Origin of the sequence: Streptomyces sp. CB02980, from assembly GCF_014451325.2 — a bacterium.
Lineage (GTDB): Bacteria > Actinomycetota > Actinomycetes > Streptomycetales > Streptomycetaceae > Streptomyces.
This window is the reverse complement of sequence record NZ_JACSCH020000003.1, coordinates 13,673-26,210: the sequence shown is the minus strand read 5'-3', so window position 1 is coordinate 26,210 and position 12,538 is coordinate 13,673. Positions and strand designations below refer to the sequence as shown.

The 12,538-nt window shown below is 73.5% G+C and carries 11 protein-coding genes; 2 read left to right on the top strand and 9 right to left on the bottom strand.

From position 1 onward, the window contains the following. Positions 1-45: 45 nt before the first annotated feature. The 6 genes from cseC to E0F75_RS06965 form a co-directional block, all read right to left on the bottom strand. Positions 46-1,362, bottom strand: a complete 1,317-nt coding sequence (cseC, locus tag E0F75_RS06990; protein WP_187621646.1) for a two-component system sensor histidine kinase CseC — start codon at positions 1,360-1,362, stop codon at positions 46-48. A 44-nt stretch (positions 1,363-1,406) separates the two neighbouring features. Further along, the gene (cseB, locus tag E0F75_RS06985; RefSeq protein ID WP_187621645.1) at positions 1,407-2,111 is read right to left on the bottom strand and encodes a two-component system response regulator CseB; all 705 of its coding nucleotides are present in this window, start codon (positions 2,109-2,111) and stop codon (positions 1,407-1,409) included. A 43-nt stretch (positions 2,112-2,154) separates the two neighbouring features. Beyond that, the gene (locus E0F75_RS06980) at positions 2,155-2,913 is read right to left on the bottom strand and encodes a hypothetical protein (protein WP_187621644.1); all 759 of its coding nucleotides are present in this window, start codon (positions 2,911-2,913) and stop codon (positions 2,155-2,157) included. Next, positions 2,901-3,473 (bottom strand): SigE family RNA polymerase sigma factor, encoded by a 573-nt coding sequence (locus tag E0F75_RS06975; RefSeq protein ID WP_055599255.1) that lies wholly within the window; start codon positions 3,471-3,473, stop codon positions 2,901-2,903. Before E0F75_RS06975 ends, E0F75_RS06980 begins: the two co-directional genes overlap by 13 nt. Before the next feature lie 157 nt (positions 3,474-3,630). After that, positions 3,631-4,629, bottom strand: a complete 999-nt coding sequence (locus E0F75_RS06970; RefSeq protein WP_229312568.1) for an A/G-specific adenine glycosylase — start codon at positions 4,627-4,629, stop codon at positions 3,631-3,633. A gap of 33 nt (positions 4,630-4,662) precedes the next feature. Then, entirely contained in the window at positions 4,663-5,334 is a 672-nt protein-coding gene (locus E0F75_RS06965) for a phosphatase PAP2 family protein (protein ID WP_187621643.1), read from the bottom strand. Positions 5,335-5,581: 247 nt separating this feature from the next. Here E0F75_RS06965 and E0F75_RS06960 point away from each other — a divergent pair, with 247 nt between their 5' ends. Next, positions 5,582-6,442: a hypothetical protein gene (locus tag E0F75_RS06960; protein ID WP_187621642.1), complete on the top strand. Its 861-nt coding sequence runs from the start codon at positions 5,582-5,584 to the stop codon at positions 6,440-6,442. A 74-nt stretch (positions 6,443-6,516) separates the two neighbouring features. Here the strand turns inward: E0F75_RS06960 and disA are convergent, their stop codons facing one another. Both disA and radA read right to left on the bottom strand, forming a co-directional pair. Beyond that, positions 6,517-7,641, bottom strand: coding sequence for a DNA integrity scanning diadenylate cyclase DisA (disA, locus tag E0F75_RS06955; protein WP_056569600.1), 1,125 nt, complete (start codon positions 7,639-7,641; stop codon positions 6,517-6,519). 539 nt (positions 7,642-8,180) lie between these two features. Beyond that, the gene (gene radA / locus E0F75_RS06950; protein ID WP_187621641.1) at positions 8,181-9,593 is read right to left on the bottom strand and encodes a DNA repair protein RadA; all 1,413 of its coding nucleotides are present in this window, start codon (positions 9,591-9,593) and stop codon (positions 8,181-8,183) included. Between the two features lie 160 nt (positions 9,594-9,753). On the opposite strand from radA, the gene E0F75_RS06945 reads away from it, so the two are divergent. Further along, complete coding sequence (locus E0F75_RS06945) at positions 9,754-11,556, top strand: hypothetical protein (RefSeq protein ID WP_187621640.1); 1,803 nt, start codon at positions 9,754-9,756, stop codon at positions 11,554-11,556. A 135-nt stretch (positions 11,557-11,691) separates the two neighbouring features. Here E0F75_RS06945 and E0F75_RS06940 read toward each other — a convergent pair whose 3' ends face one another. After that, on the bottom strand, positions 11,692-12,519 hold the full coding sequence (locus E0F75_RS06940; RefSeq protein ID WP_187621639.1) for a hypothetical protein: 828 nt from the start codon (positions 12,517-12,519) through the stop codon (positions 11,692-11,694). Positions 12,520-12,538: the final 19 nt, after the last annotated feature.

Here is a 12,538-nt window from a genome sequence, read left to right as displayed (position 1 = left end):
GGTCCCGTGTCAGGGCCGGCCCCACCGCCGTAGCAGTACGAAGGCTCAGTCGGCCGGCCGCAGGATCGGGAAGCTGCCCGTGTTCGTCGGCGCGTGGTCCGGCAGCCACAGCACCGCGATCGCCCCGCCCACTCCGTTCGGCGCCGCCTCGGAGGCCACGTTCCGGAAGGTCAGCCGCGCGCCCAGGACCCGCGCCTGGCCGGACGCGATCGTCAGGCCCAGGCCGTGGCCCTGGCCCGCGCGGTCGCTCGTCCCCGTACGGAACCGGCTCGGGCCCTCCTTGAGCAGCGCCTCGGGGAAACCGGGACCGTGGTCGCGGACCCGCACGACGCGGCCCTCGACGGTGACCTCCACCGGCGGCTTGCCGTGCTTGGCGGCGTTCGCGAGGAGGTTGCCGAGGACGCGCTCCAGGCGCCGCGGGTCGGTGTTCACCCAGGAGTCGTGGACGACCCGGACGACCACCTCGGGATCGAGCGCCCGCACCCGCCGTTCCACGAACTCCCCGAGCGCGATCTCCTGGAGCTCCGCCCGCTCCGACGCACTGTCGAGCCGGGCCACCTCCAGCACGTCCTCGACCAGCGTCCGCATCGCCTGCGCCCGGTCCCGTACGAGCTCGGTCGGACGCCCCGGCGGCAGCAGCTCGGCCGCCGTGAGCAGCCCGGTCACCGGGGTGCGCAGCTCGTGCGCGATGTCCGCGGTGACCCGGCGCTCGGCCTCGATCCGCTCGTTGAGGGCGTCGGTGAGGGCGTCGACCGCCCACGCCAGGTCGTCGGTCTCGTCCCGTACGACCCCGCCGACGGCCTCCCTGACCCGGACGTCCGTGTTCCCCTGGGCGACCCGTCCGGCCGCGACGGCGGCCTTCCGCAGCCGCCGTGAGAGCTGGCCGCCGATGAGCACGCCGAGGGCGCAGCCGCCGAAGACCACCGAGACCGAGCCGATGACGAGGGCACGGTCCAGATCGTTCATGATCGTCGCGCTGCGGTCGGCGAAGGGGATGTGCAGCGAGAGCACGTCGCCGTTGGCGAGCGGCACCGCCGCCCACACGTCGGGCGGCCCGCCGTGCCGGTGCTCCTGCACGTACGTACCGCGCCGCTTGTCCCGCATCAGCTGGTCGAGCTGGCTGGGCAGCGACGGGTCGTTGATCTTGGTGCCGAAGCGCGGCTCCTTCGGCTTCGACGTCTCGTACATCCGCTGCGCGAAGAGCAACCGCTCCATCTGCACCTCGCGCGCGTTGTCGAGCATCGAGATCCGGGCGGCGTTGTGCACGACGATGCTCAGGGTGACCGCGATCAGCGCGCCGACCGCCGCGATGGCCACGGCGATCTTCCAGCGGACGCCGGTACGGAGGGGGAACGGCTTCACCGGTACGTGCCCGTCTCGGGGGGTGTCGTGTGGATCATGCCGCCCTAGCTCTTGAGCTTGTAGCCGAAGCCGCGGACCGTCTCGATCCTGTCCTGGCCGATCTTGGCGCGCAGCCGCTGGACGTGGACGTCCACGACCCGGGTGTCGCCGCCCCAGCCGTAGTCCCAGACCCGCTCCAGGAGCTTGTCCCGGGACAGCACGGTGCCCGGCGCCGACGAGAACTCCAGGAGCAGCCGCATCTCGGTCGGCGTGAGCCCGACCGGGGTCCCGCCCTTGCGGACCTCCATGCCGTCGGTGTCGACCTCCAGATCGCCGAAGGCGAGGAGTCCGCCGCCGTCCGGCCCCTCCTCCCCGCGTTCGCCGGCGCCGGGACCGCCCGCGTGCCCGAAGCGGCGGAGGACGGCGCGGATCCGGGCCATGAGCACGGAGCCGTCGAAGGGCTTGGTGACGTAGTCGTCGGCCCCGGCCTCCAGACCGAGGACGACGTCGATCGAGTCGGCGCGCGCCGACAGCATGATCACCGGCACCGTCGACTCGTCGCGGATCCGGCGGCAGAGGCTGACCCCGTCCATGCCCGGCAGCATCACGTCGAGCAGGGCGATGTCCGGCCGCTGCGCCCGGAAGGCGTCCAGGCCGGAGAGTCCGTCGGGCATGGCGGTGACCCGGAAGCCGTCCCGCTCGAGGGCGAGCTGGGTGGCCTCCCGGATGACGTCGTCGTCCTCGACGAACAGGACATGGGTTTCGGCCATCGTGCGTGCCCTTCGGATCTCTCTGCGGGTGGGGGTGTACGGCTCAGTTGGCGGGGGGCTCGCTCGGCGCGGGCTCGACGACCTCGCCGTCGCCGACGGCCCGGCTGTAGTCGTTGTGCACCCAGTCGTGCTGGGTGAACCTGTTCCCCGACCAGCGGTACGTGATCACGTCCTCGCCCGAGGGGTACGCGACCGGGTCGCCCTTCGCGTACACCTGCTTGGTGACGACGAGCTCGCCCCGGTCGATCGTGGCGTAGACGGCGGCGTCCTCCGCCATGAACACGTTCTCGTACTTGTCGCTCTGCCGGCGGTAGACGTACGTGCCGATGCCGACGGCATCACCACAGGTCATCACGTTGACGACGACGTCGGGCGCGGGCGCGTTCGTGAGGTTCCCGTACGAGGCGTCCACCGGGTACGCGTCCGCGACGCAGGGCTTCAGATCGGTCTTGAACCGCTCCTCGATCTTCGGATCGGCCTTCAGCAGCTCGATCGGATCGACCCGCTCGGCGGACCGGAGGTCGCCGTCGGCCGAGGGCGAGGGGGTGGGCGCCGCCGCGGCCACGTCCCTGGTGGCGGCCGCGCCCTCGTCCCGGGAGCCGGTGCCGCCGGTGGAGCAGGCGGCCATGGACAGCCCGACGGCGACGAGCCCGGCCGTCGCCGTGATGCTCGCCGCCTTGGCGGTACGGCGCCGGCGGCGCCGCCCGGTTCCGTACCGGTCGTCGCCGCCGGGGCCGCCACCGCTGTCGATGCCGCCTTCGCCGTCGTGTCTTCTGTCGGCTTCGCCGTCTAGGCCGCGCACCGCTCCCGCCCCCGCTCGTCGCCTCGTACGGTCGTCCGCTCTCCGGTCCGCCCCAGGGCGCGGGCGTCGAGATCACGGCTCTCCAGCTCCTGGCGGAGCCGGGCGAGCGCCCGGTGGAGCGTCGACTTCACCGTACCGGTCGACATGCCGAGCGCCGCCGCCGTCTCCTCGGTGCTCATCTGTTCCCAGTGCCGCAGGACGACGACGCTGCGCTGCTTCGGCGCGAGGACCTTCAGGATGTCCATGAGGAGGGCCCGGTCGGCGTGCTGCTCGGTCGGGTCGTCGACGCAGGCGTCGGGCAGCTGCTCGGTGGGCACCTCTTCGAGCTTGCGGGAGCGCCACCACTCGGTCCGGGTGTTGATCATGACCCGGCGGAGGTAGGCGTCGGCCAGGGACTTGTCGGCGATGCCGTCCCAGCGGCCGTACGTACGGGCGAGGGCCGTCTGCAGGAGGTCCTGGGCGTCGACGGGGTCGGCCACGAGACGACGTGCGCTGCGCAGCAGCGCGTCCTGCCGCGTGCGTACGTACTCCTCGAAATCGAGCACCTCGCCATGCCTCATCCGAACCGCCTCCGAACCCCGTGACCTGCTTCGTTCCTCGTGTCGTCGATGACGCTACGGAGCGGTTGTCACGGGGCTGTGCGGGGCAGCCGTCGGTGGACGCACGGCTACCCATCGGTTGTGTAACAGCGGGATGAGGGGCGGGCGGGCGTCCGGCTCAGGCCACGGGCAGCCGGTAGCGCCCGTCGTCCAGCGGTTCGACCAGGCCGTCGGCGACCAGGCCGTCCAGGGCCCTGGCCCGCTGCACCGGCTCGTCCCAGACCTTGTCCAGGACCGCCTGTGCCACCGGTTCGGTCGACTCCCGCAGCACCGCCAGGAGCCGGCCCCGGACCTGCCGGTCGGTCCCGGCGTACGTCTGGCCGCGGCGCGGCGGGCCGTCGTGCGCGGGCTTCCCCGAGAGCCGCCAGGCGCACTGCCCGGAGATCGGGCAGCGCCCGCAGTCCTCGTTCCTCGCCGTGCAGACGAGCGCGCCCAGTTCCATCGAGGCGGCGGCCCAGCGGGAGGCCGTCGCCTCGTCCGCCGGCAGCAGCGCGCGGGCGAGCCGCCGCTCCGCGGCCGTCGTCGCGTTCGGCGGGTACTGGACACCTGTCGCCGCCCGCGCGAAGACCCGGCGCACATTGGTGTCCAGGACGGCGTGCCGCTGCCCGTACGCGAAGGAGGCCACCGCGGCCGCCGTGTACTCGCCGATGCCGGGCAGCGCGAGCAGCTGCCCGTGATCGCTCGGTACGTCGCCGCCGTGCCGTTCCTTTATGGCCACGGCCGCCGCGTGCAGCCGCAGGGCCCGGCGCGGATAACCGAGCCGGCCCCAGGCGCGGACCGCCTCACCGGGGGCGTCGGCGGCCAGATCGGCGGGGCGCGGCCAGCGCGCGAGCCACTGCTCGTACACCGGTAGCACCCGGACGACGGGCGTCTGCTGGAGCATGAACTCGCTGACCATGACACCCCAGGCCCCGGCCTCGGGGTGGCGCCAGGGCAGGTCGCGGGCGTGCCGGTCGAACCAGGCGAGGACGGGCCCGTGCAGCTCGGCGGGGGGCGTGGGGAGGGCGGGGGCCTCGAAGGCCGCGGAGGCCGCGAGGGCCTCGGCGTCATCCAGGGCCCCCGGAGCTTCGGCGGCGGCGGAGGCGGCAGGCGTGAGAGGAGCGTCGATGGAAGTCATGGCACCTCCGATCCTGGCACGTCCCCGACGCGATCAGTACGCGCCGTGGCGGGCGCGCGGGGGGTCCTCGGCGCGCGCGGGGGCGTGAGCCCGGGGTCCGCGCCCCGCGCACCACACCACGGCCGAGCTCCGGCTCGACCGGGCCGTCTCCACCAGGGCGCCCACCGGCCGCACCGCCGCCCGCATGACGAGGAAGGCGAACAGACCGCCGAGGAGCAGACCGACGGTCACGTCGTGCGGGTAGTGCACGCCGACGAAGACCCGGGAGAACGCCATGAGCAGCGCCATCGGCACGGTCAGCCAGACGATCCCGCGCCAGGAGAGGGCGAGCGCGATCGCGGCCGCGCCGGCGATGGCCGAGTGGTTGCTGGGGAAGGACCAGTCGCCGTACGGCGGGCAGGTGATGAGCGAGTCGGGCGCCCCGAGGACGGCACGGCACGGACGGTCCTCGTCGACCAGCGACTTCAGCGACTCGCTCACCACGTACCCGAAGGCCGTGGCGAGCGGGGCGAGCAGCGCGAGCGCCATCGCCCGGCTCGAACCTTCGCGGGAGCGCCACCAGCCGGCCAGGAACAGCGCGCCGAACAACAGCAGTCCGGCCTCGGTCCAGACCTCGGCGAGCCACTGGAACCAGTGGGGGGTCGCGTGGGCGAAGTCGGCGACATCGAGATAGAGCCGGTCGGAGAGGTCGAGGAGGGTGTTCATGGTGAAAGACGCTAACCGGAATCCGGAGTCCGTCGCCCCGGGCCAACGGCCAGAACGACCCCCGACGAAAGTGGGGGTTCTCGCGATTCGCTCCGGTTCCCGCCGGTTTCGGGCGGGGGCGCGCGAGCTCCGGAGCACCGTTCCGGAAAAGTTCCCGGAACCGACGGATGTGATCATCGGCAAAACTTGATGTCTCGGGCGGCGGGTGGGGCGGGAGTTGGCCCGGATCTCTCGTAAGGTTCGGGTCGTGGGATCTTTGCGCAATCCGGTCGGGCCGCTTCCCTCCACCATCTACTGGCGACGGAGGGCGGTGGCGGCGTGCCTGGTGGCGCTTCTCGCGCTCCTCGCCGTCTGGGCCGTCACCTCCGGTGACGGGGGTGGGAAGAAGACGAACGACGGGTCCAACGGCGCCTCTCCCACCCCTCCCTCCATCACCCCGGGCCCCTCGGGCACCGGGGAGGCGATCAGCCAACAGCCCGGCGGACGCGACGAGTCGGGCGACTCCGGCGACAGTGGTGACACCACCGGCGGCGACGGCGGCCCGGGCGGCTCCGGTACGGATCCGGGATCGGGCACCGATGCAGGTACGGACGCGGGTACGGCCGCCGGAACCGACGGCGGCGGCAAGAACGGCGACACCGACGGCGCGGGCGGCGACGGAGGCGCGGGCACCGGAGCGGGGCAGCAGGTCCCGGCCGGTTCCCCGCTCCCGAACTGCCCTGCCGGAGCGCTGCAGTTGACGCTCCGCAGCGCCAAGGTCAGCTACGAGACGGGGGAGAGGCCCCGCTTCCACCTCGTCGCCAAGAACACCTCGAAGGCCGCCTGCAAGGCCGACTTCGGGCCCCGCGCCGCGGTTCTGACGATCAGTGACAAGCAGGACGACGAGGTCTGGTCCTCCGCGGACTGCCCGAGCCCCGGGAACCCGATCCTGCTGCGCGTCCCCGCGGGCGCCACCGTCACCCACACCGTGGAGTGGGACCGCGGGCGCAGCGCCCCGCAGTGCGCCACCGCCCCGGCGGGCCAGGCCCATCCCGGCACCTACCTCGTGGAGGCGACGATGCCGGGCACGAAGGTGCTCCCGGCCTCGTTCACGCTCGCCAAGGACTGATCGGCCGGGAGGAAGGCCTTCGATCCTTGAGTGGTACGTCCTGGACGTACCGCTCAAGGATCGAGGAGCACGTCCTAGACGTACCGCTCGAGGATCGAGGACTCCGCCAGCCGGGACAGGCCCTCGCGCACGCTGCGGGCGCGGGCCTCGCCGACGCCGTCCACGGTCTGGAGGTCGTCCACACTGGCGGCGAGCAGCTTCTGCAGCCCGCCGAAGTGCTCCACGAGCCGCTCGATGATCGCGCCCGGCAGCCGCGGCACCTTGGCGAGGAGCCGGTATCCACGCGGCGAGACGGCCGAGTCGAGGGTCTCGGGCGAGCCGCTGTAGCCCAGTGCCCGCGCCACGACCGGCAGTTCGAGCAGCTCGGTGTGGGTCAGCGCGTCCAGCTCGGTGAGCGCCTCCGCGACCGTCCGCGAGCGCTTGGCCGTCGGCTCCGGCACGTAGTCCCGGATGACCAGCTCGCGCTCCGGCTCCACGCCCGCGATCAACTCGTCCAGCTGGAGCGAGAGGAGCCGCCCGTCCGTGCCGAGCTCGACCACGTACTCGGCGATCTCGGTGGCGATCCGGCGGACCATCTCGAGCCGCTGTGCGACGGCGGTGACGTCCCGGACCGTGACCAGGTCCTCGATCTCCAGCGCGGAGAGCGTGCCGGCCACCTCGTCGAGCCGGAGCTTGTACCGCTCCAGGGTCGCGAGCGCCTGGTTGGCGCGGGACAGGATGGTGCCCGACTCCTCCAGGACCCGGCGCTCACCGTCCACGTACAGCGCGATCAGCCGCATCGACTGGGAGACGGAGACGACCGGGAAGTTGCACTGCTTCGAGACCCGGTCCGCCGTGCGGTGCCGGGTGCCGGTCTCCTCGGTGGGGATGGAGGCGTCCGGAACGAGCTGCACGCCCGCGCGGTGGATCTTGGTGATGTCCTTGTCGAGGACGAGCGCGCCGTCGAGCTTGCACAGCTCACGCAGGCGCGTGGCGGCGAACTCGACATCCAGCACGAAACCGCCGGTGCACATCGAATCGACCGTCTTGTCGAGGCCGAGCACGATGAGACCGCCCGTGTTGCCGCGGAGGATCCGCTCCAGGCCGTCACGCAGCGCGGTGCCCGGCGCGACGGCGCTCAGGGCGGCGCGCATCAGCGCTTCGTTGCCGGAGCCCGCGCCGGACTTTCCAGGAGCTGCTGCCCCGTCCTTGGCTGCCACTGCACTCCTCCGGCTCGTACGGATGGGCGAGACCAGGGCAAAGTCTAGCGACACCACCCCGCCGCCCTCCGCCCCCGACCGATCACGGTGGTCCGAAAGGCGTCCCCGCCCCGACACGGACCTAACCCTCCGCGTCTTTGCGAAGCGTACGGAGCGAACCGTCCGCACGGTGTGAACATTCGGCGTCGACCGCTCCGGGTCCCTCCGGCCGGGTCATCCGACGACGGGTCGAGCCGCCCGTCCAAGCCTCCCGGGGACGGGGCGAACCGGCCGTCCGAGCCTTCCCGGGGACGGGTCGAGCCGCCCGTCCGAGCCGCCGCGGGGAGCCGCCCGTCGAGCCGCCGCAGGGCGGGTCGAACCGGCCGGGCCGGCACTGTCCCGGGTGGACCGGCCGCTCCTTTCGCGGGTGGACCGGCCGCCCTTTCCCAGGCGGATCGGCTGCTCCGTTTCCCGCGCGAGTCGGCTGCCGCGCCCGACGCGGGCTGCCCGCTCAAGCCCGCCCGGCCCGCACTCCCGGCGCGGCGAGTGCGAGCCCCCCGCTACTTCTCCGTCTTCTCCGCCCCCTCGGGGGCCTTCGCGCGTCGGCTGCGCGGGAGCACCCGCAGCGCGTCGCCCATGTCCGCGACCTCCGTCACCTTCATGCCGGGCGGCACCTTGCCCGGGTCCGAGGGGACCAGCGCGTGCGTGAAGCCCAGCCGGTGCGCCTCGGCGAGCCGGCGCTGGACGCCGGTCACCCGCCGGACCTCGCCGGCGAGGCCGACCTCGCCGATCGCCACCAGGTTCTTCGGCAGCGGGGTGTCGCTCGCCGCGGAGGCGAGCGCGAGCGCGATCGCCAGGTCGGCGGCGGGCTCGGTGAGCCTCACGCCTCCCACGGTCGCGCTGTAGATGTCCCGCTTGCCCAGCGCGCTGATCCGGCCGCGCTGCTCCAGGACCGCCAGCATCATCGAGACCCGGGAGGTCTCCAGGCCGGAGACGGTCCGGCGCGGCGACGGGATCTGGCTGTCCACGGTCAGCGACTGGACCTCGGCGACCAGCGGACGGCGGCCCTCCAGGGTGACCGTCAGACAGGTGCCCGGCACGGCCACGTCACGCCGGGTCAGGAAGAGCCCGGAAGGGTCGGCCAGGCCCGTGATGCCCTCGTCGTGGAGTTCGAAGCAGCCGACCTCGTCGGTCGCCCCGTACCGGTTCTTCACGCCCCGGACCAGCCGCAGGCGCGCGTGCCGGTCGCCCTCGAAGCTCAGCACGACGTCGACCAGGTGCTCCAGGAGCCGGGGGCCGGCGATCGCCCCGTCCTTGGTGACATGGCCGACGAGGAGCGTGGACATGCCGCGGTCCTTGGAGGCCCGGATGAGCGCGCCGGCGACCTCGCGGACCTGGGCCATGCCGCCGGGCGCGCCGTCGATCTCGGGGGAGGCGACGGTCTGCACCGAGTCCATGATCAGCAGCGAGGGCTTCACGGCGTCGAGGTGTCCGAGGACGGCCGACAGGTCGGTCTCGGCGGCGAGGTACAGGTGGTCGCTGAGGGCGTTGATCCGGTCGGCGCGCAGCCGGACCTGACTCGCGGACTCCTCGCCGGTGACGTAGAGCGTGCGGTGCTCGTCGCTGGCCGCCTTGGCCGCCACGTCGAGGAGGAGCGTGGACTTGCCGACGCCCGGCTCGCCCGCGAGCAGCACGACGGCTCCGGGCACCAGACCGCCGCCGAGGACCCGGTCCAGCTCGTCGACGCCGGTGGAGCGGGCGGTCGCCTGCCGGCCGTCGACCTGCCCGATGGGCACGGCTGCGGTGGAGACCCGGCCGGCCGCGGTCGTCCGGACGGCGGGCGCGCCGTACTCCTCGACCGTCCCCCAGGCCTGGCACTCGGGGCAGCGGCCGAGCCACTTGGCCGTCTGCCAGCCGCACTCGGTGCAGCGGTAGGACGGCCGGTCCTTGGTCGATTTCGTACGGGCAGCCATGTCGCCACCGTAGCGGCACCCACCGACAGCCGACGCCGAGTCTCCACAGGCCCCCGGAATGTCAGATTCCTGTCCCCTTTCGAGCGATACCTTCACCCGTAAGAATGAGAACAACACAACTGGTACGAAAAGCGCCCCCTGTGCTGCCTACGGTCGACCGGTGACGAGCAGCAGGCTGGATTCCCCCGCACGCACCACCGGCGCACACCGGGCGCACCGCGCCGAGGACCGGGGACCGCGCACGCTCGGCCGGAGGCCCCCCGCCCGTTACGAGGCCGCCCTCGACGGTCTCTTCACGTACTGCCTCTCCGTGCTCTGCGACCACGACACGGCCACCGCCGTCCTCGGCGACCTCCTCGCCGTCGCCGAGCGCCACCACGGCCGCTGCCCCTCGGACGAGGACGGCCGTACGGCCTGGCTGTACGCCCTCGCCCGCTGGGCGTGCCTGCGCAGCCTCGGCGAGCAGCGCCGCAAACGCCAGGGCGCCCACACGGGGCGTCCCGCCGTCACCGCCCCCGAGCCGCCCCGGGTCCCCGAGGAGACCGCCGAGCGGCGCCGCGCCGAACTCGCCCGGCTCGCCTGGCCCGAGGCCGCCGGCACCACACCCGAGCAGCGCGAGGCCCTGGAGCTGGCCGTACGGCACGGTCTCAGCCACCGTCAGGTCGCCGCCGTGCTCTCCCTCGACCCGCCCGCCGCCCGCGAGCTCCTCGCCACCGCCGGCTGCGAGGTCGAACGCACCCGCGCCGCCCTCGCCGTCGTCGAGACCGGCAGCTGCCCCACCGTGGCCCGGCTCACCGGCGACCACCAGGTGCTGCTCTCGGCCGCCCTGCGCGCGGAACTCGTCCGGCACGTCGACGACTGCCCCCGCTGCCGGAAGGCCGCCGAGCGCGTGGGTGCCGCCGGCCCCTGGCCCGGCGCCGGAGCGCTGCCGCAGGCCCGGCTGCCGCTCGTCGAGGCGCCCCGGGCCGCCGCGTACATGGCGATGCTGCACGTCCCCCGCGCGCGTGCCGGCGCCCCGCGCTTCTCGCCGACCGGCTTCCCGATGGACCCGAAGGACCATGTGGCCCGCCGCGACCGGCTGCGGGCCCGCGCGGTGACGACCACCGTCGTCGCTGCCGTGGTCGCCGCGCCCGTCCTCGCCCTGTGGACCTCCTACCGGGGCACCCCGGTCGCCGACACGAGCGCCCACGACGGATCACGGATCAGCGCGCGCGAGGCGGACGAACCGGACGGCCCCGACAGCCGCCCGTACGACCACTACGAGAACGCGGGCAACGCCCGCACCACCCCCGAGCCGCGCTTCACCCGGGGCAGCCGCGCCCCCGACGTCTCCGTCGAGGTGCTCAGCCCCGGCGGTCCCACCGGCCCCGCGGGCCCCGGCGCACCGGGAGAGCCCGCCGCCGGCTGGATCACGGTCTCCGCGCGCGGCCACGGCGATCTGACGCTGCTCACGCTCACCGCCTCCGGCGGTTCCCCCGTCGACTGGTCGCTGTGGACGGACGCGCCCTGGCTGTACGTGAGCCGGGCCTCCGGCACCCTCCGCCCGGGCGAGACGATCACGGTCACCGTCCGCGTCGACCACGGCCGTGAACCGCGGGGCGCGTGGAGCGCCCGGATCGGGGTGAACCCCTCCGGCGCGGTGGTCAGGATCGACGGACGCGGACAGACCGCGCCGCCGCCGGTCGTCGTCGACCCGGTGACACCCCCGCCGACGACGACCGAGCCCACCACGCCGCCGACGAGCCCGCCCACGACGGAGCCGACCACGCCGCCGCCGACGACGGAGGAACCGCCCCCGACGACCGAGCCGACCGAGCCGCCGACGAGCCCGCCGACCACGGAGCCGACCACCCCGCCGCCGACCACGGAGGAACCGCCGCCGACGACGACGGACCCGGGCCCGTCGGAACCGACCACCCCGCCCCCGACGACGGAGGAACCACCCCCGCCGCCGTCGTCCTGAGCCCCGACCGGGTTTCGGACGCGAGGCGAGCCGGGCGGGGACGTCCAGCGGGGCGCGAGGCGAGCCCGCGCCGGATGTGAACCCCGGCCCGGCGCTAGCGCTGCGGGTCGGCCGGATGTGAACCCCGGCCCGGCGCTAGCGCTGCGGGTCGGCCGGGTGCGGAGCCACCAGCGGCAGCTGTGAGGAGAGCCGCGCCTCGCACAGCCCGACCAGGACCTCGTACGCCTCCTTGCCCATCATCTCGGTGAGCTCGGGCCGGTACGTGACGTAGACCGGCTCACCGGCCCCGTGCGCCGACGTCGCCGACGTGCACCACCAGTGCAGGTCGTGACCGCCCGGACCCCAGCCCCGCCGGTCGTACTCACCGATCGACACCTGGAGGACCTTCGTGTCGTCGGGCCGTTCGATCCAGTCGTACGTGCGCCGCACCGGCAGCTGCCAGCAGACGTCCGGCTTGGTCTCCAGCGGCTCCTTGCCCTCCTTCAGGGCCAGGATGTGCAGCGAGCAGCCCGCGCCGCCCGCGAACCCCGGACGGTTCTGGAAGATGCAGGAGCCCTCCCAGCGGCGGGTCTGCCGGTCGCCGTCCTCGTCGAGCTGGGTCCAGCCCGAGTCCGTACCGACGTCGTGGAACTGCCACAGCTCCGGCGTGAGGCGTGCCACGTGCGTCGCGACCCGCTTCTCGTCGTCCTCGTCGGAGAAGTGCGCGCCCAGCGTGCAGCAGCCGTCGTCGGCCCGGCCCGCCTGGATCCCCTGGCAGCCGCTGCCGAAGACGCACGACCAGCGCGAGGTGAGCCAGGTCAGGTCGCAGCGGAAGATCTGCTCCTCGTCGGACGGGTCGGGAAACTCGACCCACGCGCGCGCGAAGTCGAGGCCCTTCTCGTCCGGCTCCACGCTCTTACCCTGCTTCTTGGCGCTTTTGACCGCACTGTCTTTGCCCGGTTTCGCCTTTTTCGTCTTTGGCACAAGTCCAAGCGTATGCGGG

Bases quoted from the DNA above. Each gene is read 5' to 3' on its own strand.
- E0F75_RS06965 (WP_187621643.1), bottom strand. From the start codon at position 5,334: ATGAACACCCTCCTCGACCTCTCCGACCGGCTCTATCTCGATGTCGCC.
- cseB (WP_187621645.1), bottom strand. From the start codon at position 2,111: ATGGCCGAAACCCATGTCCTGTTCGTCGAGGACGACGACGTCATCCGG.
- E0F75_RS06975 (WP_055599255.1), bottom strand. From the start codon at position 3,473: ATGAGGCATGGCGAGGTGCTCGATTTCGAGGAGTACGTACGCACGCGG.
- E0F75_RS06970 (WP_229312568.1), bottom strand. From the start codon at position 4,629: ATGACTTCCATCGACGCTCCTCTCACGCCTGCCGCCTCCGCCGCCGCC.
- radA (WP_187621641.1), bottom strand. From the start codon at position 9,593: ATGGCTGCCCGTACGAAATCGACCAAGGACCGGCCGTCCTACCGCTGC.